We start from the raw sequence: 24,009 nt of genomic DNA, 5'->3' as shown, positions 1-24,009 counted from the left end.
GGTGACGCGCATCCTGATCGATGCCGACGCCTGCCCGGTGAAGGACGATATCTATCGCGTCGCCATCCGCCACGGCGTGCCGGTGGTCGTCGTGTCGAATAGCGGGATGCGGCTGCCGGGGCATCCGTTGGTGACGCAGACCGTCGTCAGCGATGCGTTCGATGCCGCCGATGACTGGATCGCCGACCACTCCGATGCGTCGACGCTGGTGGTGACCGGCGACATCCTGCTCGCCGATCGCTGTCTCAAGGCCGGCGCCACGGTGCTGTCGCACATCGGCAAGCCGTTCACGACAAGCTCCATCGGCGCCGCGATCGCCACCCGCGCCATCATGGCCGACCTGCGCGCCGGCGGCGATATCGTCGGCGGACCGGCGGGCTTTACCAAGGTCGATCGCTCGCGATTTCTCCAGGCGCTCGACACGGCGCTGGTGCGGCTTCGCTAGATTTCGATCAACCGGCGCAGCGCGGCCGGATCGGGCAGGGCGATGGTGCGGTAGCCGACGCGCACGAGACCCTGGGCTTCCAGGGCCCCGAGGATGCGATTGACGGAATTGCGCGACAGGTTGGCGATGGCGCCGAGCTCATCCTGGCCGACCTGCACCAGGGCCGGCTGGTCGTCTCGGTCGCGATGGCGGATGCCGGCCAGTCGGAGCAGCGTCGCGGCGCAACGCTGGCGATTGTCGGCAATCATCAGGTCGTTGCCGATGATCGAAGCGGTGTCACCGTAGATGATCGCCAGGCGGCCGAATTCCCGCCACCATGACGGTTCGATGGCGACGATGGCGTCGATCGCGGCGGGCGACAAATGCGCGATCACGCTGGGCGCGCGCACGCTGAGCTGACCGGTGCGCGGGCGTCCGGTCAGCGCCGGCCCGACGCCGACCCAATCGCCACTGTGGATGATGTGCGACAGCCGCAATTCGGCGCCGGCGTGTGTCGTCGAAAATGCCATGGTGCCCGAGGCGAGGCCATAGACGGTGCCCTGGTCGGCACCGATGTGCGACAGGATCGTGCCGGTGGCATGGCGGCGCCACTGGCAGCGGGAGAGCACGGCGCGGCGAAACTCGGGCGGCGAGGCGCTGATCCAGCTGTCCGAGAACATGCGGGCATTTGCAGCTTCGATCTCGTCCCTGGACGCCGGTCCCGATTGCAAGATATTGTCCTTTCTCCTTGAGTTTGCATCAGAAGGTGCAATTTTCGGTGAATTTGTATGCTATCGGACAATAGCAGCGTTCGCCGAGACTGTCGCACGCTCGTGGTCGCACCGGCTACCAGGCCGCCTTTGTCGGGGGGCGGGGGACATAGTGCCGGGGCCGGTGCGGCCATCATTCTCCGGCCACGGACCTTATCAGATATCGTCGAGCGCCAGCAGGGCAAAGCTCGCCAGCCAATGTTCGCCGGCATAGTCGCCGGCGATGTGCGGCAGGCCGGCGGCGAGATGTGTATCGGCGGCGACCGCCATGGCGGGTGCGGCCGGTCCCGCCTGCGCGGCGATGTTGCGCCAGCACCAGGCCCGGCTCAGGTTGAGGCCGTCGAGATGCGCGATCTTGCCGTCGCTGCGGTCTGTGACCGTGGCCGGGCTGAACAGGCTCGCCGGTCGACCCGCAGCCGCGGCGGGCAGGAAGGCCGCGAACCATTCGCGAAACTCGGCCGCCGGCAGCAACCGTGCCATCGCCAGCGCCTCGATCAGCGTCGGCGACAGGAAGGCGTCGCCATCCGGCTCCCACGCCCGGGCATCGCGGTCGCCACCGAACCAGTCGCGGGCACGGGCGGTTGCCAGCGCCAGCAGCGCCGGATCGTGGCGACGCGCCCAGCCGGCAAGGAGCGCCAGCGCGAATGCCGAATTGCCATGGGCGCCGGTGCGGATCGGATAGGTCTGCAGCGGCAGAAAGGCGTGGAAGCGCGCTGCAAAGGCCAGGGCCAGCGGTGCCAGCGCCTGGTCCAGCGCGGCGTCGTCATGCTGCGCGGCTTCATCATGCAGCGCCAGCAGCCAGGCCCAGCCATAGGGCCGTTCGAACCCGCGCGACGACGGCCGTTCGAGATAGGCGCATTCGGCGGCGACATTGCCCGGGGTGAACAGCGTTTCGGCCAACTGCCTCGTGTCGGCGGCGGCGGCGTGGCCCGGGAAGCGGCGCAGCAGCCGCAGCAGCAGCCACCAGCCATGGACGCAACTGTGCCAGTCGAAGCTGCCGAAGAAGATCGGGTGCAGGTCGCGCGGGGTGCGAGCGTCGGCGGGCCCGTCCATCACATGGTCGAGCTTGTGCGGATATTCGCGGGTGACATGGCCGAGCGCGATGCGCGCCATGCGGCCGGCGAGCGCCTGATCGAGTATCAAAAGGCAAATCCCCAGATCAGCAGCGTGTTGAACACGAACAGCGGGATGGCGGTCGCCACCTGCGCCTTGATGACGGCGTTGCGATCGTCGAGTTCCAGCAGCACCGCCGGCACGATGTTGAAATTCGCCGCCATCGGCGTCAGCAGCGTGCCGCAAAAGCCCGACAGCATGCCGACCGCGGCGACGATGACCGGATTGCCGTGCAGCGCGCCGATCAGCACCGGGAGACCGACCGCCGCCATCATCACCGGAAAGGCGGCAAAGGCGTTGCCCATGATCATCGTGAAGCCGGCCATGCCGAGCGTGAAGACGAGCACGGCGAGGAATACCGAGCCATCCGGAATGACCTGCCCGGCCAGTCCGCCGACGATCTGGCCGACCCCGGCCGCGGCGAACACCGCGCCCAGGCTGGCCAGCATCTGCGGCAGGATGATCGGCCAGCCGATGGCTTCGGCGAGGCGGCGTCCTTCATGGAACGGTGCCGCCCCCGGCGGCCGCAGCCTGGCGAGCAGCAGGGCGACGGCGATGATCATGCCGAAGCCGAGGCTGACGAGCGTCACCTGCTTCGGGTCGACCAGCGGCGCACCCGACAGCGTCACATATTTGAACAGGAATGTGCCGACCAGCGCCACCGCGGGCACCACCAGCGCCGGCAGGAACAGCCGGTTGCGATGGCGGGTGGCGCTGGCCTCGCGCTCCTCCACGCTGCTGGTCGGGACGCTGCCGCGCGCCAAATTGCCGGTACCGGCGATGGCAACGAGCGCCAACACGAGGACACCGTTGCCGAGATCGCCGAGCAGGTCGCCGGCCAGGAAGCTGAGCGCCAGCAACCCCCAGAAGGCGGCGCTGCCCAGCCGCTTCGGGTGGCTGCGATCGGCCAGCGTCAGGACCGCCCAGCCGCCGAACAGCACGCCGGCGACCGTGTAGAGGAACGGCAGCCCGATCATGGCCGCCGCCGATCCATCCGCCACAGGCGGACGCCATGGACGACAAAGGCCGCGACAGCGGTGGGTATCGCCCAGACCGACAGCTGCAGCGGCGCGACGACGATGCCGTTGGCCTCCAGGAAGCCCTTGATCAGCAGGATCGAGGCGATGGCGAGGAAGATGTCTTCGCCAAAGAACATGCCGACATTGTCGGTGGCGGCGGCCATGGCGCGGATCTTCTGTCGCCCGTCATCGGTGATCGCCGGGTCGGCACGCTCGGCGGCGGCCTCGGCCATCGGCGCCAGCAGCGGGCGCACCGTCTGGGCATGGCCGGCGATCGCCGTCAACCCCAGCGCCGATGTCGCCTGGCGCAGCAGCAGATAGGCGATGAGGATGCGCCCGGTGGTGGCCGCCGCGGTCGCGGCGATCACGTCACGCGCCCGCTCCCGCAGGCCGGCACGTTCCAGCATACCGATGACCGGCAGGATGATCCACGGCGCGCTGACATAGCGGTTGGTATTGAACGCCTTGCCGAACGTGGCGATCACCGCCAGCGGGTCCATCCCCGCCGCGATGCCGCTGGCCAGCGCCGCGACGACGACCACGAGCAGCGGATTGAACCGCAGCGCAAAGCCGACGACGATGACGACGATGCCGATCAGCGGCCACATGGCGACGTCAGGCCCGCGCCATGACCACACGCTCCAGGATCGTCAGCGGCATGGCGCCCTGGCGCAGCACCTCGTGGAACTGCCGCGGATCGAACCGGTCGCCCTGCTTGGCCTTCACGGCGTCGCGCAGCTTTGCCCATTGCGTATGGCCGACCTTGTAGCTGAGCGCCTGTGCCGGGCCGACGCAATAACGTTCGACCTCGCGTTGCGAGCGGCCGCGCGGGAAGCCGGTGGCGCTGACCAGGTAATCGGTGGCCTTGTCGCGGCCCCAGCGCTTGTAATGGATGCCGGTATCGCAGACGAGCCGCGCGGCGCGGAACAGGAAGCTTTGCAGGTAACCGATGCGGCCGAGCGGATCATTGTCATAGACGCCGAGTTCATCGGCGACCTGTTCGGCATAAAGCGCCCAGCCCTCGGTATAGGCCGAATAGCCGCCGCGCCGGCGCAACAACGGGATATCGGTCGATTCCTGCGCGATGCTGATCTGCAGGTGATGGCCCGGCACCGCCTCGTGATAGGTCAGGCTGGCCAGGCCGTATTTCGGCCATTCGGCCGTGTCCTTCAGGTTGATGTAGAATGCCGCCGGCCGCGAGCCATCGGTGGCGGCGCCCTGGTAATAGCCGTTGGCGGCGCCGTCCTGGATGAAGGCGGGTACGCGGCGGACCTCCACCGGGGCCTTGGGCAGGGTGCTGAACAGCTTGGGCAGGCGCGGATAGGCGTCCTTGATCTGGATATTCAGCTGGTCGATCAGCGCCGCACGGCCGGCGTCGGTATTGGGGAACACCTGATCGGGTCGGTTGTTGAGCTGGGTCAGCCGTTCGCCGACGCTGCCCCGGGTCAGCCCCTGCGCCTTCAGCATCGCGTCGAGCCGGCCGCTGATCTCCGCAACCTGGGCGAGGCCGAGGCGATGGACATCGTCGGGCGTCAGTTCGGTGGTGGTCGAGCTTTTGACGCCGGCGGCATAATAGGCATCGCCGTCGGGCAGGCGCCAGACGCCGGCCTCGCTGGTCGCCTTGGCCCGCAGCGCGGTGACCGCGGCGATGTGGCGGTCGAGCGCCGGGAAGACCTGGGTTTCGACGATGGCGATGGCGCGCGGACCATAGGCGGCAGCCAGTCCGGCCGCCTTCGACCGGCGCACCACCGACTCGACGAGCACCGTGCTCGCCGCCGGCTGGTTGCGCAGCGCGGCGAGCTGCTGCAGCGTGATGTCGAGCGCGAAATCGGGCGCGAAGATGCCGCGGCTGGCATCGGCCATCTGGCGATCGAGGCTGTCGTCGAGCGCTTTCGGGAACGCGCCGAGCCGCGCCAGATAGCTTTCGGCGTCGTCGGCCGTGACGATCTTGTGGGTCGAATCGAGAAAATCCGGAATGTCGCGATACGGGCCCTGCTGCTGGGTGATCACATAGGGCTGAAAGTTGCCGCGCGCCGACCCGAAGCCGAAGCGAGTCTCCGACGCCACCGAGCGCGTCAGGTCGTAATCGATGATGTCATAGTCGAGCGCCGCCCTGGGCGACAGCGCGGCGCGATCGATGGTGTGCAACCGCGCCAGCCGATCCTTGACCCGGCCCAGCCGCTGCACCTTGCCGGCGGCCGAATAGTCGTTGAGCCGCGACTTCAACCCGGCACGGGCGCCCTTGTCGAGGCCCAGCGACGAGGCCTGCTGCGGGCTTTCATCCACGCCTTCGTTGAAGAAGGCGTCGAGCAGCGCCGTCAGCCTGGCGTCTTCGGCCGTCGCCGCCCACACGGCCTGGGGGATTGCGCCGGCGGCACCGACAAGCGCCGTGGACTTCAGGAACTGGCGGCGATGCATGGACTTTCCCCCGGGGTGTGGCGCTGATCGAGGCCGCGATCTAGCGCGCGAAGTAATGCTCATATGCCGGCACGGTCAGGAAGTTTTCGAGCCGGTCCGACAGCACCAGCGTGCGGAACACCTCGGCAGCTTCGGTGTATTTGCCGGCGGCGAAGAAATTGTCACCGACCTGGCCTTGCCAGACCGCGAGCTGCTCGTCGGTGACCCGGGTGATCAGCGCCGCGTCGACGGCCTCGCCGCTGTCGAGGGTCACACCGGCCTTGCGCCATTGCCACAGCTGCGTGCGGCTGATCTCGGCGGTGGCGGCGTCTTCCATGAGGTTGTGCAGCGGCACGGCGCCCTGGCCGCGCAGCCAGGCAGCGATGTAACCGATGCCGACGTTGATGTTGTTGGTCAGGCCGGCGAGGGTCTTGGGCCCTGGCGGCGGCGTCGTCAGGTCCGCGGCGGTAGCGGTGCCTTCGGGGATTACCGCCAGCTGGTTGGGGCCGGGCATCAGGCGATCGAAGACCTCCCGCGCGACACCGACGAGGCCGGGATGGGCGACCCAGGTGCCGTCATGGCCGAGCGTCGCCTCGCGCTCCTTGTCGGCGCGGACGGCGGCAAAGGCGCGTTCGTTGGCGGCCTCGTCGTCCTTGACCGGGATGAACGCCGACATGCCGCCCATCGCATGGGCGCCGCGGCGGTGGCAGGTGCGGACGACATGGGCGGCGTATCTGGCCATGAACGGCACCGTCATGGTGACGGCGGCGCGATCGGGCAGGACCTTGCTGGGATCGTTGCGGAAGGTCTTGATGTAGCTGAAGATGTAATCCCAGCGGCCGCAGTTCAGCGCGGTGATATGGTCGCGCAGTTCGTACAGGATCTCGTCGGCCATGAAGGCGCCGGGCAGGGTCTCGATCAGCACGGTGGCGCGGATGGTGCCGAGCGGCAGGCCGAGGATCGACTGGGCGGTGGTGAAGATGTTGTTCCACAGCCGCGCCTCCAGATAATGCTCCATCTTGGGCAGGTAGAAATAAGGACCGGAGCCGCGGGCGATCAGCGCCTTGGCATTGTGGAAGAAATACAGGCCGAAATCGAAGATGGCGCCGCAGACGCGCTCGCCATCGACGATCATGTGCGCTTCGTCGAGGTGCCAGCCGCGCGGCCGGGCGATCAGCGTCGCGGTCTTGGCGTTGAGGGCATAGCTCTTGCCCTTGTCCTCGAGGCTGATCGTGCCGGCGGCGGCGTCGCGCAGGTTGACCTGGCCGTCCATCATCACCTGCCAGGTCGGCGCGGACGCATCCTCGAGGCAGGCCATGAAGCATTGCGCGCCGGAATTGAGCGCGTTGATGACCATCTTGCGGTCACAAGGGCCGGTGATCTCGACGCGCCGATCGGTCAGGTCGTGCGGCGCCGGGCGGACCTGCCAGGTCGGGTCATCGCGCACCGACGAGGTCTCGGCGGCGAAATCGATGCCGTTGCCGGCATCCGCCCAGCCCTGGTGCGATTCGCGGGCGCTCAGCAGCGCCCGGCGCGTCGGCTCGTACATGCGGTGCAGGTGGGCGACGAAGTGCAGCGCCGCTTCGGTCAGGATGGTGTCATAGCCGGGGCGCATCTCGCCGGTGATCTGGATGCCGTTGTCGGCCATGCGTTATCCTTCAATCTTCGGTAAAGCGGAACGGCACCAGTCCGCGCTGGCGCTCGTCAAAGGTCAGACGCGCCCCTGCTGGCGGCAAACCGCGCTGACGGCAAGAGGCACGATGGCAGGCGGCGCAACCAGGCCCGATCGGGGTCGCCGGGCGGCCGAGATCGAGGCCCGCCGCCCAGGCCAGTTGCGCGGCGTGGCGGGCGTCGCAGCCGAGCCCGATGGCGAACTCGGCACGCGGTGAGCCCCAAAAGGTCGCCACCGGTCGGACGGTGCGGGCGATGGTCAGGAATCGGCTACCGTCCTCCATCTCGACGAGCTGGCGGCGAACGTCGCCGGGGCGGTCGAAAGCGGCGTGCAGCGACCAGAGCGCGCAGCCGCCGCCGCCGATCGGCGTGGCCGGGATCGGCGAGGGGCCGGGCGCGAAGGATTTGGAGATCACGCCGGCGCGATCGACGCGGAGGAAAAAGAACGGCACGCCGCGCGCGCCGGGCCGGGCCAGCGTCGCCATGCGGTGTGCGACCTGCTCCAGACCGCGGCCGAACCGCGCCTGCAGCAATTCCACGTCATAGCCGGTGGCCTCGCAGGCCGCGAGAAAGCGGCCATAGGGCATCATCATGGCGCTGGCGGCATATTTGCCGAGATGGACCGTCGCCGCCTGGCGGTGCTGGGGATCGTCGATGCCAGCGGCGGCGATCGTCGCCTCGATCGCCGGTTTCAGTTCGATCAGCGCCAGCTGCACCGCGGCGGCAAAGCCTCGCGACGCGGCGTCGAGGCTTTCGGACAATTGCAGTTGGCGGCCATGGAGATTGAGGCGTCGCAGCGCGTTCGAAAGCACATCGGCGGGCATCGCGATGACGGTGATGGCATGTCGCGCCCTGAGGCGTTCGACGACCGCGGCATTGAGGTCCGGCCCCGACAGCCGCAGATCGTCGGCGAGCGTTTCGGCGGCCAGGTCGAGATCGTGGAAGTAATTGCCGGCGTCGTCGATCATGCGGATGACGGTATCGAGGGGCCCCGGCGGGGGCGCCTCGACCGGGCCTGCCGGCGCCGACTGGTGGAGCCGCAGCAATGCCTGGGCGATGCCGGGCGAGCGGGCGGCGAGATCGCGCAATTCGGCACGCGACACGTCGATGCCGGCCAGACGCGGATCGGCAAAGGCGCGGGCCAGTTCGTCGGCAACCGCCGTGCCGTCGTCGCCGGTCAGGCTTTTCAGGTCGAGATCATAGCTGGTGGCAAGCTTGAGCAGGAAAGCGGCGGACAGCGGCCGCTGGTCACGCTCGATCAGGTTGAGATAGGATATCGAGACGCCGAGATCGGACGCCATGCGGGTCTGCGTCAGCCCGCGTGCGATGCGCAGGCGCCGGATGCGTGCCCCGGCGAACAGCTTGCGACCGCTGCTGTCGGCTTGCACAAGGTCGTTGGCAGGCTTGTTTGTCAATATATTTACAACGTGACCGAAGGGAAAAGCGGAAGTACGACATTTCGACACGAATGTTTGACCGCGCCGATTGACGAGCGCCTAGCGCAGGCGCAGAGCGATGACAACAGCATGACAGCTGAAGGGGAGGATGTGGCGGAGGCAGCGGAAAACGCGCCCCGCCACAGCCATTTTGGGGCTCCGTCTTGCCATTAGCGACAGGCGCGCGGCACGTACAAAGCCGCTATCTTGTCCGCTTTCTGCGCAGGAGCCGCTGATGGTCGCCCCCTTTGGTCCCGATCCGTACATGAACGGCTATTACGCGCCGTTCCTCGCCGAACTCGATGCGCCCGACCTGGTCATCGAGGGCACGCTGCCCGCGGGGCTGGCGGGCACCTTCTACCGCAACGGCCCGAACCCGGCGTACCCGGTCCGCGACGGCGATCGCTACCATGTCTTCGACGGCGACGGCATGATCTTTGCCGTCACGCTCGGCGGCGGCCGCGCCGCCATGAAGAACCGCTGGGTGCAAACCGAAAAGCTGAAGGCCGAGCGCGCCGCCGGCAAGCGGCTGTTCGGTGTGTTCGGCAACCCTCGTTTCACTGACCCGTCGGTCAATTTCATGGATTACAACATCGCCAACACGCACATCTGGCCGCACGCCGGCCGGCTGTTCGCGCTGATGGAAGGGTGCCCGCCGGTCGAGGTCCACCCCGATAGTCTTGCGACCTTGGGCAGCGAGACCTTCGGCGGCGCTGTCACCGGCCCGTTCACGGCGCACCCCAAGACCGATCCCGACAATGGCGACCTCCATGCCTTCGGCTATTCGGCAAAAGGGCCGGGATCGACCGCGGTGCGCTACAACATCATCGATGCCCAGGGCCGGCCAAAGCACACGACCTTCATCGACCAGCCCTATCCCAGCATGATGCACGACTTTTTGATGACCGACCGCCATGTCGTGTTCCCGGTCATGCCGGTGGTGCTCGACATGGCGCGGGCGATGTCGGGCAAGCCGATGGCGGCGTGGGAGGCCGAGCGCGCCACCGCTTTCGGCATCATGCCCAAGGGTGGCACCGCCGAGGATTTGCGCTGGGTGGAGAGCGATCCTCGCTTCATGTTCCATTCGTCGAACAGCTATGAATTCGGCGACGACATCGTCATCGATGTCGCCGGCAGCGCCCGGGCGCCGCTGATGCCCGATGCCGACGGCAATCTGCCGCGCCACGAGGACACCCGCTTTACCATGAAGCGCTGGATCGTGTCGCCGGGCGGCGTCCGCGAGGAGGTGATCGACGACCTCGACATGCAGTTCCCGCGCATCGATGACCGCCGCCAGGGCAAGGCCTATGGCAGCACGTACATCAACTGCACGACGCGGCCGACGGCGGGGCGCCTCGATGGCTTTGAATCGCTCGCGCGGATCCACATGAGCGGCGGCGCCCGCGACAGCTATGACGGCGGCGACGGGGCGTATTTCGGGGAGCCGGTGTTCGTGCCGAACGGCCCCGCTGAAACCGACGGCTGGCTGCTGGCGCTGAAATGGGATTCGGTCAGGAACGAAAGCGCGCTGCTGGTCATGGATGCCGGGCACCTGGCCGACGGCCCGGTGGCGACGGTGCGGATGCCGGCGCGGGTGCCGGGCGGATTTCACTGCCACTGGCGCGGAGCGCCATCTTAAGCAACTGGCGCGGAGCGCCATCTTAAGCAACTGGCGCGGAGCGCCATCCTGAACAACTGGCGCGGAGCGCCATCTTGAACAATCGGCGAGGAGCGACAGCATGAGCAACCCGGGCCTCGAGCGCTGGCACAGCTATATCAAGGCGCCCGACCACAAGGTTTTGTGGCAAATGCTGCACCCCGATGCGGTGTTCGAAAGCCCGGTGGTGCACACGCCGCAGCGCGGCCGCGACATCGTCTACAAGTACCTCGCCAGCGCCGACAAGGTGCTCGGCGGGCCGGGCTTTGCCTATATCGGTGAATGGACCGCGCCGAATTCGGCGGTGCTGGAGTTCACCAACACCATCAACGGCATCGCCATCGATGGGATCGACATGATCACCTGGAACGATGAAGGGCAGATTACCCATTTCAAGGTCATGGTGCGGCCGTTGAAGGCGGTGAACATGCTGCACCAGATGATGGGCGAGATGCTGGCGAAGGCGGGATAAGGGGTTAAAGGCAGGGGCGCGGGCAAAACCCGCGCTGGCGTCAGACGGATTCGGCCGGCAAGGCCGACCGGCCCGCTGGCCGGCCTGGCGCGAGTCCGCGCGCAGCAGCCGATCGCTTCGCGAATGTGCCGCTGCTTACGGCCGCGCTGCGGCCCATCCACATTGTTGCCCGCGGTTCTGCTGTTTGAGCCACACCTGCAACGGCGCAAAATACGCCAGCATCGCCTTGCCGCTCATCTGCTTCGTGCCCGTGAACGCCTGTAGCGCCTCGGGCCAGGGCTTCGACGCCCCCATCGCCAGCATGGCGTCCAGCTTCGCGCCCACCGCCTTGTCGCCATAAATCGAGCAGCGGTGCAGCGGGCCCTTCCAGCCGGCCTGCTTGCATGCCGCCTGGTAGAACTGGAACTGCAGGATGCGGGCGAGGAAATAGCGCGCATAGGGGGTGTTGCCCGGGATGTGATACTTGGCGCCGGGGTCGAAATCGGCCTCGGTCCGCTCAACCGGCGGCACAATGCCCTGATATTGCAGGCGCAGGTCGGTCCAGGCCTTGTTGTACCCGGTCGGCGGAGTCGCGCCCGAGAACACGCCCCAGCGCCATTTGTCGACCAGCGCGGTCCACGGCATGCCCGGCACCTTCTCCATCGCCTGGCGCAGCAGCAGGCCGATGTCCTTCGACGGGTCGGGCACCTTTGCGGCGTCGAGCAGGTTGATCTTCACCAGGTAATCCGGCGTCACGTTCAACGCGACGAAGTCGCCGATGGCTTCGTGAAAGCCGTCGTTGGCGCTGTTCATGTAGAGCAACGGCTGCTTATTATAGGCGCGCTGGTAGTAATTATGCCCCAGTTCGTGGTGGATGGTCACGAAGTCCGACGCGTTGACCTTGGTGCACATCTTGATGCGCAGGTCGTCTTTGTTGTCGAGGTTCCAGGCGCTGGCATGGCAGACGACCTCGCGATCGGCCGGCTTGGTGATCATCGAGCGCTGCCAGAAGGTGTCGGGCAGCGGCGCAAAGCCCAGCGATGAATAAAAGCCCTCGCCGCCGCGGACCATCTTCACCGCGTCATAGCCCTTGGCTTTCAGCAGATCGCCGACGTCATAGCCGATGTTCCCCGCGCCGGCAGGCGCGACAACGTCGTAGATCTCGCTCCAGTCCTGCGCCCACATGTTGCCGAGCAGGTCGGCACGGATCGGCCCCGTCTTCGGCTGCACCGCATCGCCGTATTTCTGGTTGAGCTTGGTGCGCGTGTAGCAATGCAGGTCGGTATAGAGCGGATTGACCTCCGCCAGCAGCGTGTCGATCAACTTGGCGAAGTCGTCGGCCGGCATGTCATAGCCCGACCGCCACATCGCGCCGGTGTCGGCAAAGCCCAGTTCTTTGGCGCCGGCGTTGGCGATCTCCACCATGCGGGCATAATCGGCGCGCATCGGCTGGGCGACCTTGTGCCAGCTTGCCCACATTTCCCTGGTCAGCGCGGGGTCGCGGGTCGTGCCCATCAGCGCCTCGAGGTCGTTGCCGCTGGTTTCCTTGCCCTTGAGCGTGCCCTTGCCCTTGCCATAGGTCGACTGCAGGCGGGTCGCGATGGTGTTGAGCTCATCGGCGGCGCCTGGCGTGTCGGGTGCCGGCAGCACGAGGCCCTGCTTCAGGAAGCCGAGCTTGCGACTTGTGTCGTAGCTGAGGCCCGCGGTGTCGTTGAACTTCGCCGCTTCCTTGGCGAGCTTGACCGACAGCAAGGTGCCTTCCGCCCCGGCGCGGGCGGCAAGGGCGTCGGTGTCGTCGGTGATGTAGGTCGCGTTCACCCATTGCACACGGGCGGCATAGTCGCTGTAGGTCGACAGCTGCTGCTCGGCACTGGCGACAAAGGCGTCGGCCTCGGCCGGGGTTGCGGCTCCGGCAACGGTGGCGGACAACAGCGCGGCGGCGAGCGCCAGCGCCGAAACGACGGATGTCATGGCAGTCTCCCAAGGACCATTGTGGCGGCGGGAATGCGCCCGCGCCGACGGGTTCGTCAACACCGGGGCCGGAATTCAGACAACGGCGTGTTCCAGCCAGGCCGCGATCGCGGTGCCGAAATCGGGCTTGGTCACCGCGCTCATGTGATTGCCGGGGATTTCGCAATAGGCGGCGTTGGGTAGCACCGTGGCAAGGTCGGGGGCGGAGCCATTGTCCTGGTCGGCGACGCCGCAGACCACCAGTGTCGGCGTCTCCAGGGTGCGCAGCACGGCTTCCGACGTCGCCTGTTGCGATCGCAGGACATGGGCCACCGCTTCCCCATCGATCTTGTTCTGCTTCATGAAGGCCGCCGCATTCGCCTCCGCCGTCCCGGACGCAAAGCTGTCGGCATTGGCGATGACGTTGAGGAACCAGGCGGCGCGTTCGGCACCGCCGGTAATGCCCATGAGGCCCATGCCGCCCAGAACGGCGCGCCGCGGCCGCATCCCCCGCGCCAGCAGCCGCACGGCGGTGCGCGCGCCGAGCGAATAGCCGCCAAGGTCGAATTCGCCCAGTTCCAGATGCTTGACCAGCGCCTCGATATCCATCGCCAGCACATCGACCGGATAGTGCGCCGGGTCATGCGGCGCGGCGCTGTGCCCATGGGCGCGGAAATCCGGCATGATGACGCGATAGCCGGCACCGGCGATCTCCGCGGCCGCGCCATAGCGACGCCAGTTCATCTCGCCGCTGCTGAACAGGCCGTGCAGCAGCACGATCGGCTGGCCGCTGCCCATTTCCGTCCAGGCGATGCGGGTAGTGTCGAACGACAGGAATTCCTGGGTAGCCGGCGTCATTGCGGTGTATCCTTGGCCTTGGCCCAGCGATCCTGGAGCGCTTGATAATCTTCGCTGCGCATGGTCGGCAGGTTGTCGTCGTGGACCCAGCCCGGCACCTTGCTTTCCACGCCGAAATGGCTGGCCAGCCGCACCGCTGCCGGGTCGTCGAGGCTGCCGACCGTCAGGTCGATGCGGTCGCCCTCCACGAAGCGGAAGGTCAGCGGCGTGCCACAATGGCCGCAATGGCCGCGCAGCGCGATCGGCGACGACCGCCACTCGGCCGGTGCTGCGGCGGTCAATTCGACATCGGACTGCGCTGCGTTGACAAAGGCGGCCGCGACATTGCCGACGGCGCGCTGGCACATCCGGCAATGGCACCAATAGCCTTCGGGCTCGATGCGGGCGCGATAGCGCACCTGCCCACAGGCGCAGCCGCCACTGACATCGATCATGGCGTGCCCTTGAGCCCGGCATAGACCACCGCAGGTACCGTCGCGACCAGGCTCCAGGCGAGCAGCTCGAACAGCGAGCGCAACAGCAGCCCGCCGCCGTCGGGGCCGGCAAGGCCCGCCACCAGCGCCGCCGATGGCGCCAGGGTCAGCGCAACCAGCAACGCCAGCGCCAGCGTGCGGTTGCGGTTGCCCTCGGTCAACGCCAGCGCGCGTCGGATGGCGGCGACCGGCCCCAGCCGCTCGACGACCGCGACCGGCACCAGCGGCATCATCGCGGCGATCGCCCATAGCCCCAGTGCCAGCAGCGACACATCGAGCAGCCAGCCCGCGAGTGTGCCGTGCCGGGCGAACAGCTGGATGATCAGGCCGAGCACGAAGGCGGCGCCGGCGAGCAGCGCCACGCGCAGCCCGGGGGTGGCGCGCACCAGCCCCTCCCGGACGAACAGCCGCGGCGGCAGCGCCCGACCGCGCAACCGGGCGACAACGCCCCAGCTGACGAGCGCGACATACAGCATGGCGCAGACGCTGCGCAGCGTGATCAGCAGCGTGCCGGCATCGGCGTCGCCGGCGATGCCGCGGGTAACGATCGAAGGCAAGGTCACGAGCGCCAGGCCGCCCAGCACGACGCCGGCGAAATCGCTGGCAAAGACCCGGCAGGTTCGCCGGATCGCCAGCGCCACGTCGAGCGGCGGTACAGCCTCGGTTGTCATCCCGCCGCGCCTTCCTTCCGGGCCTGCCGCGCCTCCGCGACCGCCGCCTGCAATGCATCGAACCCGACGGCGCCCGACAGGATGCGATCCCCGACGACATAGCTCGGTGTACCGGTCAGCCCCAGCGCCCGGCCGAGCTCGAGGTTGCGCTTGATCTCGGCTTTCAGCGCCGGCGCGCCCAGGTCCTTTGCGGTGCGCAGTTCGTCGAGTCCGGCGGTGCGCACCATGGCGACGGTGCGTTCGTGGCTGACCTTGCCCGGATTGTCGAACATGGCATTGTGAAAGCGGCTGTATTTGCCCTGCTGCGCCGCCGACAGGCTGGCCATGGCGGCTTCGTCGCTGGCCGGCGACAGCACCGGAAAGTCGCGATAGACGATGCGGACGCCCTTGTCGGCCGCGGCAAGCTTCAACGTGTCGGCATGGCCCTGCCGGCAATAGGGGCAGGCATAATCGAAGAACACGACGACCGAAACGTCGCCCTGCGGGTTGCCGGCAACGGCGCCGGCGAACGGCGTCTCGATGGCGGCGCGATTGCTTTTCAGCAGCGCGGAGACCTCGCGGTTCTGCAGCCGGCTCATCGCCTCGGGAATGATCTCGGGGTGGGCGAGGATATAGTCGCGGACGATCTTTTCGATCGCCGCCTTGTCGGCCGGTCCGCCGGCACCGGGCGCCGCCAGCACGGCACCGCCGGCCCCGGCCAATACCACCGCCGCCGCCAACCAGATTGCCCGCACGCGTGTCTCCATGATCTTTGCCAGTTTTGCCCGGGCGTCTGCCATTGTCATCGACGCCTCTTCTTCTTGCCAAGCTCGTCTGCCGCCAGCAGCGCGATGTCGTCGGCGCGGATCCAGTCGGGGGTGCCGCGGGGCAGGCCGTTCAGCGCGATCCGCGCATTGGCGGCGGCGCCCATGGCATTGCCTTCGAGGTTGAACCGTTCCGCCGCGGCCAGCGCGGCGCGGGGTTCGTCACCCTTGCGATCATAGATGACGCCCAATTGATACCAGGCAAAGGGATTTTCGCGGTCGCGGGCGATGGCACGCTTCAACAGTGGCTCGGCCTCGGCAAAGTCGAGCTTGTTCTCGTCGGCGATCAGGGCGTGGCCGAGCAGGGTCATGATCAGCGGCTCGTCGGGGTCGGCGCGAACGGCGGCGCGCAGTACCGGCACAGCCTCCTGCGGCTTGCCCGATTCGAGCAGGATCTGGCCTTTCAACTCGAGGTAAAACGGATCGCCCGGCGCCGTCTTCAGCAGCTTGTCGACTTCGCCGACCGCCTGGTCGGGATAGGCGCTGCGGTGCCAGGCGTAGGCGCGGGCATAGCGTCCGGGGGCGGACTGGTCGCTTTCGGGATAGAGCCTGAGCACCTGCTGGGGTTCGTCGACAAAGCCGATCAGCTTGGCCTTGACCCGCTTGAAGCGGTTTTCGAGCGCCGGATCGGCCGGCGTGCTCCAGGCCGGATCGGCCTTGTAGACGGCCTCCAGGTTGGCGATGCGGGTGCTCGATAGCGGGTGGGTGCGGTTGTATTCATTGTCCTGCGGCACGGCATAGCGATATTCCTCGCCCTGCAGCCGCTTGAAGAACGCGATGGAGCCGCGGCCCGACAGATGCGCCTTCGACAGATAGACGGCACCGGCCTGGTCGGCGCGGCTTTCCTGGTCGCGGGTGAAGCTGAGGAACTTGCCCTGCGCCACGGCGGTGCCCAGCCCCAGGATGGCCATGCCGGCCTCGCCCGCGCCGACGGCGATCGCGGCGGCGGCCCCGACCAGCGACAGCAGCGAGATGTTGGTCGCCGGCCCGGCGCCTTCGTTGAAGCGAACGCTGTGCCCGCCCGAGATATGGCCGATTTCATGGGCGATCACGCCCTGCAGGTCGTTGACGCTCTCTGCCCGGCTGATCAGCCCCGAATGGATGAAGATGTTCTGCCCGCCGGTGACAAAGGCGTTGATGCTGGAGTCGCCGACCAGGATGATCTGCACCGATTTGGGATCGAGCCCGGCAGCGACGATCATGTCGCGCGAGATGTCGCGGAAGAACGCCTCCGTCTCGGCATCGCGCAGGATCGATTGCGCGGCAGCGGAGGATGCCAATCCCAGCACCGCGACGGCCACGGCCAGGTTTCGAAGGATACGCATCGCCACCGCCGTGTCCTAGCACAGCTGAATGCGTGGTGAAGCGCGGCATCTTCCGCACGCCGCTCTGAACGGCGAGGAGAACTCGCTACGCCGCCTTGAGCAACCTTGCCCGGCGCCGGGCGACGCTGCTGCCGAGCCCCAGAGCCTCGCGGTATTTTGCCACCGTGCGACGCGCGATGTCGAAGCCTTCACGCTGCAGGATCTCGACCAGCCTGTCGTCCGACAGCGTGTCCTCGGTCTCGGCGGCGATCAGCCGGGCGATGCGGTCCTTGACCGCCAGCGCCGACGAGGCCTCGCCGCCGTCCGACGATCCGATGCCACTGGTGAAGAAATAGCGCAGTTCGAACAGGCCGCGCTCGCACTGGATATATTTGTTGGAGGTGACCCGGCTGACCGTCGATTCGTGCATCTCGATGGCGTCGGCGATGGTGCGGAGCGTCAACGGCTTCAACTGGCCGACGCCGTGGTCGAAGAAACCGCGCTGGTGCTTGACGAGCTCGCTCGCCACCTTGACGATCGTGCGGGCGCGCTGGTCGAGCGCCTTCAGCAGCCAGTTGGCGCTGTGAACGCATTCGCTGAGGAAGTTGGCGGTGGCCTTGTCGGCGCCGTGTTCGAGCACGGCGTGATAGTCGCGATCGATCAGCAGCCGCGGCAGCGTGCCCTGGTTGAGTTCGATATGCCATTCGCCGTCGGCGCCCTTGGTCACGAAGACGTCGGCGACCACAGGTGATGATCGCTCGCCACCATAGCGCAGCCCCGGCTTGGGGTCGTAGCGGCGCAGCTCGCGGATCATGTCGCCGACATCCTCCCGGTCGACGCGGCACAGCCGGACGAGGGCCGCAACATCGCCGCGGCCGACGAGGTCGAGATGTTCGATCAGGCACGCCATCGCCGGGTCGTAGCGGTCGGCCTCGCGGGCCTGCAGCGCGATGCATTCGGCCAGGTTGCGCGCGCCGACGCCGGTCGGTTCGAAGCGCTGGATTCCGGCGAGCACCGCTGCCACCACGGCGACATCGACGCCGAGCCGGTCGGCGATGTCGTCCAGCGGCTCGGTCAGATAGCCCGATTCATCGATGAGATCGATGATGTGGCGGGCGATGATCAGGTCGGCGCCGCCGAACGCCGCGCTGGCCTGGGTCACCAGTACTTCAGCCAGCGACGCCTCGGCGGCGGCGAAGCGGTCGAAATCGGTCTCCTCGCCGTCGCTGCCGGCGGCGGCGGCGCCCCAGTCGGCACTGTCCCCGGCGGTGTCGTGCTGGAAACTTTCGCCGGTATAGTCGACGTCGAGCGGCGATTCCGTCGCGCTGCTGCCGCTATCGCCGCCGCCGAGCAACTGGTCGAGGCTGCTGGCGCTGGGATCGGCGGCCGCCTCCACTGCGGCTGGAGCCTCGGCGGCATCGGCCCCGTCGCTGGTGCTGAGCAGCGGGTTCTTGTCGAGTTCCTCGCCGATATAGGCCTCGAGCTCGACATTGGTCAGCGTCAGCAGCTTGATGGCCAGCTGCAGCTGGGGGGTCATCACCAGCTGTTGCGATTGCCGCAGTTCGAGGCGCGGACCGAGGCCCATGGCTTATGCTCGCACCACGCCCATCACAGCGCGAAGTCCTCGCCCAGGTATACCCGGCGCACCGTCTCGTCGGCGACCAGGGCCTGCGGCGTGCCTTCGAACAGCACCCGGCCATCATAGATGATGCAGGCACGATCGACGATCTCGAGCGTCTCGCGGACATTGTGGTCGGTGATCAGCACGCCGATGTCGCGGTCGCGAAGCTGGACGACGAGCGCGCGGATGTCGGCGATGGAGATCGGATCGATGCCGGCAAAGGGTTCGTCGAGCAGCATGATCGACGGGCTGGCGGCCAGCGCGCGGGCGATCTCGCAGCGGCGGCGCTCGCCGCCCGACAGCGCCATCGCCGGCGCGTCGCGCAGCCGGGTGATGTTGAACTCCCCGAGCAGCGATTCGAGCCGGGCCGCGCGCGCCGTCTTGTCGGGTTCGGCGACTTCGAGCACCGCCAGGATGTTCTGTTCGACGGTCATGCCGCGAAAGATCGAGGTTTCCTGCGGCAGATAGCCGAGGCCGAGCGCCGCGCGGCGGTACATCGGCAGGCCGGTGATGTCATGGCCGTCGAGGAGGATGCGGCCGGTATCGGGCATCGCCAGGCCCATGATCGAATAGAAGCACGTCGTCTTGCCGGCGCCGTTCGGCCCGAGCAGGCCGACAACTTCGCCGCGGCGGACCGACAGCGACACGTCGCGGAGCACGACGCGCTTGTCATATCGCTTGCCGATGCCGTCGACCGACAGGCCGCGCGCGACACCGGCATGCGCCGCCGCACGCTCCGCAGCGCGCGGGTCGGCCGCGGTATCGCGGGGCGCATCAATTGTATCGACGTCGGCCATCTGTCACTCCCGCCTGCAGCCCGGTCACTTGGCCCGGACTTTGCATAGCGCTGTGCAAACTACCGCGAAGCGGCCCGGCTTGCCAAGGGCATGTCGGGCCGGACGGGGCGAAATCGGTTGGACTGCCCGGGTTTAGCGGACGACCGTCAGAATTTGAAACCGATCTCGGCGCCATAGGTGCGCGGCGGGCGAGCCCCGGCAAAGGTGAACAGCCCCGCCACCGGCAAGGTCGCGCCGATGTCGCGGAAGTCGGTGAGGTTGCGGCCGAAGATCGCGACCCGCACCTCGCGGTTCGGCGCGATGTTGAAGGTGTACGACACCTGGGCGGCAAGATCCTCGCGGTCGCGCGTCTGGCAGCGATCGTCGTTGCGGACGGCGCCGATCACTACCGGGCGGTTCGGCACGATGCAGGTCTGGTATTTGCTGATGAAACGCAGCGTCGTGTTGAAATCGAACGTGCCGTTCCCGAGCGGGCGGCTGTAATCCATCGTGACCGACGCCTGGTATTTCGGCGCCCGGCGCAGCGTCAGCGTCGACACGTCGTCGGGAATATTGTCGCCGTTCACGTCGTTGAGGAAATTGTCGAACTTGGCATCGGTATAGGTCAGCGCGGTGCTGAAGGTCAGCTCGCGGATCGGCTGGGCGATCAGCTCGATCTCGACACCCTTGATGGTCGCGGACGATGCGTTCTTGACGACGGTTTCCTGCGGGCTCGACGATCCCGGAGGTGCCGGCTGGACGTTCTCTTCCTGCTTGTTGTTGTACTTGCTGTAATAGGCGGCGATGTTGGTGCGCAGCGTCCGGTCGAGCCAGTCCGCCTTCAGGCCGATTTCATAGGCATCGACGGTTTCGGGTTCATAGGGCCCGAGCGAGGTCGGGCTGGACGCGCGGCCGTTGAAGCCGCCGGAGCGGAAGCCCTTGTTGTACGAGGCATAGACGCGTTGCCCGGCGCCGAGCTCGTAGTCGATGCTGGCGCGCCAGGTGAATTGTCCGAAACCCTGTTGGCCGGAACAATTGGTGGCGGGGCCATAGGCCGGCAGCACGACGCCGGGCGCCGGCGAGATGGTGCCGATGACATCGACGCAGCTCTGGCCGTCGAAGCCGGGCAGGGTGATGCCGACCAAAGCGCCGATGCGGCCGTAATTGTTGAAAATCTTCTTGTCGTCATGGGTGTAGCGCGCGCCGGCACCGATCGTCAGTCGGTCGGTCGCCTTCCAGCGGACATCGCCGAACCCTGCATAGGATCTGGTCGAATGGTCGACATATTGGCGCAGCTGGGCCGGTGCGCCGCCGGCGAGCACCGCGCCCAGGGTCGTGCGCTGGTCGAGCCGGTAATTGCTGTCGAAGTAGAAGCCGCCGACGAGGACGTTGAGGGTATCGGTCAGGTCGCCGACAAGCCGCAGTTCCTGGCTGAACTGGCGGTATTTCTGCTGGCGCAGCGTTTCGAAGAACGCCGCGGACGAGGCGTCGAAATCCTGGGTGACCGATTCCCGGTTCTGGCGCCAGCCGGTAACCGAGGCCAGCGACCAGCCGCCGCCGAGCTCGATATCGATGTTGCCGCTGATGGCATCGGTGTCGTTGGTGACCGGCGTGTCGATCTGGGAAAAGGTCGTGTAGAGGCCGCGGCCCGGCAGGCCGTTGCGGTCGCACTGGCCCGGGGGCGGAAAGCCGGGGGCACCCGGAGCGGCGCAGATGACATCGCGCCCGGTTTCGGACAGCGAGCCGACGATGGTTTCGCCGCGCTCGCGCATATGTTCATAGGTGATCTGCGCCTTGATGCCGTCGGTTGGCGTGATGAGCGCGGTGACGCCGCCGGTCAGCACCTCGTACTCGCCCTCGCGACGCCCCTTGGTGACATTCTGGTAGTAGCCATCGGTCTTGTCGTAGAAACCGAATGCCTTGAGCGCGATGATGCCGCCCAGCGTACCGCTGTTGACCACCAGGCGCCCGCGCTTGGTGTCGAAATTCGAATAGGCGAACTGGCCCTTGACGCCGAAGTCCTCGGTCGGCCGGGTGCGGGTGACGCTGATCACGCCGCCGATGGTGTTGCGGCCGAACAGCGTGCCCTGTGGCCCGCGCAGCACCTCCAGCCGTTCCATGTCGAAACTGTCGAGCAGCTGCCCGGTGTTGGTGCCGATGAAGACGCCATCGACGACGACACCGACGGCGGGATCGAAGCTTTTTTCGATGTCCTCGAACGAGATGCCGCGGATCGAAATGGCCGCAGCGCTGGGCCCGGCGGCGACATTGTCGACAACCAGGCTCGGGACGCGTCCGCCGAAGTCGCGCAGATCCTCGACCGTGGCGGCATCGAGCGTGCGCTGGTCGAGCGCGGTGACGGCGACCGGGATGCTCTGTACCGAATCCTGGCGGCGCTGGGCGGTGACGACGATTTCACGCAGCGCGCTGTCGTCGGCGGCCGCCGGCTGGTCCTGGGCCGCGGCGGCCGTGCCGAGCGCGAACAGGAGCGTAGTACCCTGCAGCAACATCGTGCGAAGCGTCATGTCGTCACCTCCCCGTAGAGCCTGCGTGCGCCGGGTTGACCCGATCTGAGCCGAAATTAGCCGCGTCTTCATGCCGCGCGGGTAGCCGCCAAAACTGACAGTCGCAGGCAACGCCCTGCACAACGATTATGAATGTTGCAGCATTGCAACAGCAGGGCGGGCATCATGGCGATCACCACGCACCCCACATTCTGTCGGTTCTGCCACGCCAATTGCGCCATGCTCGCCGATGTCGACGACGATCGCGTGGTTGCTGTCCGCGGTGATCCCGACGACGCCAAATATCACGGCTATACTTGCATCAAGGGTCGCCAGCTGGCCGATGCACACAACCATGAGACGCGCCTGCTGCGGCATCTGAAACGCACGCCGGCGGGGCTGCAGCCGATCGCGACCACGCAGGTCTTCGACGAAATCGCCGCGCGGCTGCAGGCGATTGTTGCGCAGCATGGACCGCACAGCGTCGCCGTTTATTCGGGCACCTATGCCTTTCAGAACAGCGCGGCGATGTTTGCCGGCCAGGCCTTCGCCAAGGGGCTGGGCACGCGCAACTATTATACCAGCGTGACGCTCGACCAGCCGGCCAAGGTCTATACGACGCTGCGCATGGGGCATTGGAGCGGCGGGCCGCAGCCGTTCAGCACCGCCGACGCGCTGCTCGTCGTGGGCAACAATGCCATCACCTCGCACTATGGCCCGGTCGGCGGCGTGTCGCCGTTCTCGCCGTCGCGCAGCCTGCAAGATGCCAAGGCGCGGGGGCTGAAGCTGGTGGTGATCGATCCGCGCATAACGGATGTGGCACGCCACGCGGATGTCCATCTGGCGGTAAAGCCGGGCGAGGATGTCGCGCTGCTGTCGGCGATCATCAACGTCATCCTGTCCGAAGCGCGTTTCGACCAGGCGTTCTGCCAGCAGCATGTCGACGGCCTCGATGAACTGCGCGAGGCGGTACGCGGCATGACGCCGGAGATCGCGGTCGCGCGCGCCGGGGTGCCGGCGGAGGCCATCGTTGCCGCGGCGCGGATCTTTGCCGATGCGAAGCGCGGCGTCGCCTCGTCGGGGACCGGCCCCGAGATGTCGGGCGACGGCACGATGATCGAGTACCTGCTCGCCAGCCTCAACATCGTCTGCGGGCGGTTCGTGCGCGAGGGCGAGCCGGCATCGCCGCCGCGGGTGTTCACCGCCCAGGCGCCGCGCCATGCCGCGGTCAACCCGCCGATGAAGCTGTGGGGCGAAGGCTTCCCCGCCTCGCGGTTCCGGGGGCTGACGCAGCTCGGCGAGGAAATGCCGTGCAATGTGCTGGCCGACGAGATCCTGACGCCGGGCGACGGCCAGGTGAAGGCGCTGATCGTCATCGGCGGCAATCCGGTTGTGGCCTTTCCGAACCAGGACAAGATGGTCGCGGCGATGCAGGCGCTCGACCTGCTGGTCTGTATCGACATCCGGGAATCGGCGACGACGCGTCACGCCGATTACGTGCTGGCACCGGCGATGTGCCTGGAACGCGACGACATCACCAACCTGTCCGAATGGTGGCACGAAACGCCCTATGCCCGCTATGCCCGGGCGCTGGTGCCGGCGCCGGGCGACACGCTCGACGAATGGGAGATGTTCTGGGAACTGGCGTGGCGGATGGATGTGCCGCTGCGCTTTGCCGGCGGGGAGGCGGACCTGGCGGTCAAGCCCGACAAGGCGGCGATCCTCGACCTGATTGCCGCCGGGTGCCTGGTGCCGCCGTCGCAGGTGCGCGACGACACGCCCGATGGCCGGGCGATAGTCTATGGCGACCTCGCCCCGGTCGTGCAGCCGGCGCCGGCGGACGCTGCGGCGCGGTTCACGCTGACGCCCGACGATGTCGTCGCGCAGCTGCGAAAGCGCCTGGCGCAGGCGGCCGACAGCGACGGCGGTTTCCGGCTGGTGTCGCGGCGAACCAAGCACGTGTTCAATTCGTCGGGGCATCAATATGCGGCGCTGGCCCGGAAGGGCAGCACCAACTTTGCCCATATGAACCCCGACGACATGGCCCGGCTGGGCATTGCCGACTAGAGCGCCATCGAGCTCAGCGGCAGCCGCGGCAGCCTGTTCGGCAT

Annotated in this window: 20 protein-coding genes; 4 read left to right on the top strand and 16 right to left on the bottom strand. The window is 67.3% G+C overall.

Translation table 11 applies throughout. From position 1 onward, the window contains the following. Window position 1 precedes the first annotated feature (1 nt). Window positions 2-445: a YaiI/YqxD family protein gene (locus ACP7AI_RS08605; protein ID WP_426166184.1), complete on the top strand. Its 444-nt coding sequence runs from the start codon at window positions 2-4 to the stop codon at window positions 443-445. Here the strand turns inward: ACP7AI_RS08605 and ACP7AI_RS08600 are convergent. The 7 genes from ACP7AI_RS08600 to ACP7AI_RS08570 form a co-directional block, all read right to left on the bottom strand. Beyond that, window positions 442-1,104: a Crp/Fnr family transcriptional regulator gene (locus ACP7AI_RS08600; protein WP_426166182.1), complete on the bottom strand. Its 663-nt coding sequence runs from the start codon at window positions 1,102-1,104 to the stop codon at window positions 442-444. The two genes, ACP7AI_RS08605 and ACP7AI_RS08600, sit on opposite strands and share 4 nt — an antisense overlap. A gap of 246 nt (window positions 1,105-1,350) precedes the next feature. Then, window positions 1,351-2,307 (bottom strand): DUF2891 domain-containing protein, encoded by a 957-nt coding sequence (locus ACP7AI_RS08595; protein ID WP_426166596.1) that lies wholly within the window; start codon window positions 2,305-2,307, stop codon window positions 1,351-1,353. A 26-nt stretch (window positions 2,308-2,333) separates the two neighbouring features. Then, window positions 2,334-3,284: a DUF979 domain-containing protein gene (locus ACP7AI_RS08590; protein WP_426166180.1), complete on the bottom strand. Its 951-nt coding sequence runs from the start codon at window positions 3,282-3,284 to the stop codon at window positions 2,334-2,336. Further along, window positions 3,281-3,934 (bottom strand): DUF969 domain-containing protein, encoded by a 654-nt coding sequence (locus ACP7AI_RS08585; protein ID WP_426166178.1) that lies wholly within the window; start codon window positions 3,932-3,934, stop codon window positions 3,281-3,283. The genes ACP7AI_RS08590 and ACP7AI_RS08585 overlap by 4 nt, the downstream gene beginning before the upstream one ends. A 7-nt stretch (window positions 3,935-3,941) precedes the next feature. Continuing rightward, window positions 3,942-5,744: a DUF885 domain-containing protein gene (locus tag ACP7AI_RS08580; protein ID WP_426166176.1), complete on the bottom strand. Its 1,803-nt coding sequence runs from the start codon at window positions 5,742-5,744 to the stop codon at window positions 3,942-3,944. 40 nt (window positions 5,745-5,784) lie between these two features. Beyond that, the gene (aceB, locus tag ACP7AI_RS08575) at window positions 5,785-7,371 is read right to left on the bottom strand and encodes a malate synthase A (protein ID WP_426166173.1); all 1,587 of its coding nucleotides are present in this window, start codon (window positions 7,369-7,371) and stop codon (window positions 5,785-5,787) included. A 10-nt stretch (window positions 7,372-7,381) separates the two neighbouring features. After that, the gene (locus tag ACP7AI_RS08570) at window positions 7,382-8,809 is read right to left on the bottom strand and encodes a helix-turn-helix domain-containing protein (RefSeq protein ID WP_426166171.1); all 1,428 of its coding nucleotides are present in this window, start codon (window positions 8,807-8,809) and stop codon (window positions 7,382-7,384) included. 256 nt (window positions 8,810-9,065) lie between these two features. On the opposite strand from ACP7AI_RS08570, the gene ACP7AI_RS08565 reads away from it, so the two are divergent. Next, window positions 9,066-10,469: a carotenoid oxygenase family protein gene (locus ACP7AI_RS08565; RefSeq protein WP_426166169.1), complete on the top strand. Its 1,404-nt coding sequence runs from the start codon at window positions 9,066-9,068 to the stop codon at window positions 10,467-10,469. A gap of 100 nt (window positions 10,470-10,569) precedes the next feature. After that, window positions 10,570-10,959 carry a nuclear transport factor 2 family protein gene (locus tag ACP7AI_RS08560; RefSeq protein ID WP_426166166.1) on the top strand — a complete coding sequence of 130 codons (390 nt, stop codon included), beginning with the start codon at window positions 10,570-10,572 and terminating at the stop codon, window positions 10,957-10,959. 135 nt (window positions 10,960-11,094) lie between these two features. On the opposite strand, the gene ACP7AI_RS08555 is transcribed toward ACP7AI_RS08560, so the two are convergent. The 9 genes from ACP7AI_RS08555 to ACP7AI_RS08515 all read right to left on the bottom strand — a co-directional run bounded on the left by ACP7AI_RS08555 (window position 11,095) and on the right by ACP7AI_RS08515 (window position 21,919). Further along, on the bottom strand, window positions 11,095-12,909 hold the full coding sequence (locus tag ACP7AI_RS08555; RefSeq protein WP_426166164.1) for a M2 family metallopeptidase: 1,815 nt from the start codon (window positions 12,907-12,909) through the stop codon (window positions 11,095-11,097). Between the two features lie 75 nt (window positions 12,910-12,984). Beyond that, entirely contained in the window at window positions 12,985-13,746 is a 762-nt protein-coding gene (locus ACP7AI_RS08550; protein WP_426166162.1) for an alpha/beta fold hydrolase, read from the bottom strand. Next, complete coding sequence (locus tag ACP7AI_RS08545; RefSeq protein WP_426166159.1) at window positions 13,743-14,180, bottom strand: GFA family protein; 438 nt, start codon at window positions 14,178-14,180, stop codon at window positions 13,743-13,745. Before ACP7AI_RS08545 ends, ACP7AI_RS08550 begins: the two co-directional genes overlap by 4 nt. Next, on the bottom strand, window positions 14,177-14,890 hold the full coding sequence (locus tag ACP7AI_RS08540) for a hypothetical protein (RefSeq protein ID WP_426166157.1): 714 nt from the start codon (window positions 14,888-14,890) through the stop codon (window positions 14,177-14,179). Before ACP7AI_RS08540 ends, ACP7AI_RS08545 begins: the two co-directional genes overlap by 4 nt. Continuing rightward, the gene (locus ACP7AI_RS08535; RefSeq protein ID WP_426166154.1) at window positions 14,887-15,675 is read right to left on the bottom strand and encodes a DsbA family protein; all 789 of its coding nucleotides are present in this window, start codon (window positions 15,673-15,675) and stop codon (window positions 14,887-14,889) included. The genes ACP7AI_RS08540 and ACP7AI_RS08535 overlap by 4 nt, the downstream gene beginning before the upstream one ends. After that, complete coding sequence (locus ACP7AI_RS08530) at window positions 15,672-17,018, bottom strand: M48 family metalloprotease (protein WP_426166151.1); 1,347 nt, start codon at window positions 17,016-17,018, stop codon at window positions 15,672-15,674. The genes ACP7AI_RS08535 and ACP7AI_RS08530 overlap by 4 nt, the downstream gene beginning before the upstream one ends. Before the next feature lie 85 nt (window positions 17,019-17,103). After that, a complete protein-coding gene (gene rpoN / locus ACP7AI_RS08525; protein ID WP_426166148.1) occupies window positions 17,104-18,582 on the bottom strand; it encodes an RNA polymerase factor sigma-54 in 1,479 nt (492 codons plus the stop codon). A 23-nt stretch (window positions 18,583-18,605) separates the two neighbouring features. Further along, the gene (lptB, locus tag ACP7AI_RS08520; protein ID WP_426166145.1) at window positions 18,606-19,415 is read right to left on the bottom strand and encodes an LPS export ABC transporter ATP-binding protein; all 810 of its coding nucleotides are present in this window, start codon (window positions 19,413-19,415) and stop codon (window positions 18,606-18,608) included. Window positions 19,416-19,561: 146 nt separating this feature from the next. Then, a complete protein-coding gene (locus tag ACP7AI_RS08515) occupies window positions 19,562-21,919 on the bottom strand; it encodes a TonB-dependent receptor (RefSeq protein WP_426166142.1) in 2,358 nt (785 codons plus the stop codon). A 165-nt stretch (window positions 21,920-22,084) separates the two neighbouring features. On the opposite strand from ACP7AI_RS08515, the gene ACP7AI_RS08510 reads away from it, so the two are divergent. Continuing rightward, complete coding sequence (locus ACP7AI_RS08510; RefSeq protein ID WP_426166139.1) at window positions 22,085-23,965, top strand: molybdopterin-containing oxidoreductase family protein; 1,881 nt, start codon at window positions 22,085-22,087, stop codon at window positions 23,963-23,965. Window positions 23,966-24,009: the final 44 nt, after the last annotated feature.

Origin of the sequence: Sandarakinorhabdus sp. DWP1-3-1, assembly GCF_049896705.1 — a bacterium.
Lineage (GTDB): Bacteria > Pseudomonadota > Alphaproteobacteria > Sphingomonadales > Sphingomonadaceae > Sandarakinorhabdus.
The sequence above is the reverse complement of the archived record's forward strand: the minus strand, read 5'-3'. Positions and strand labels throughout refer to the sequence as shown.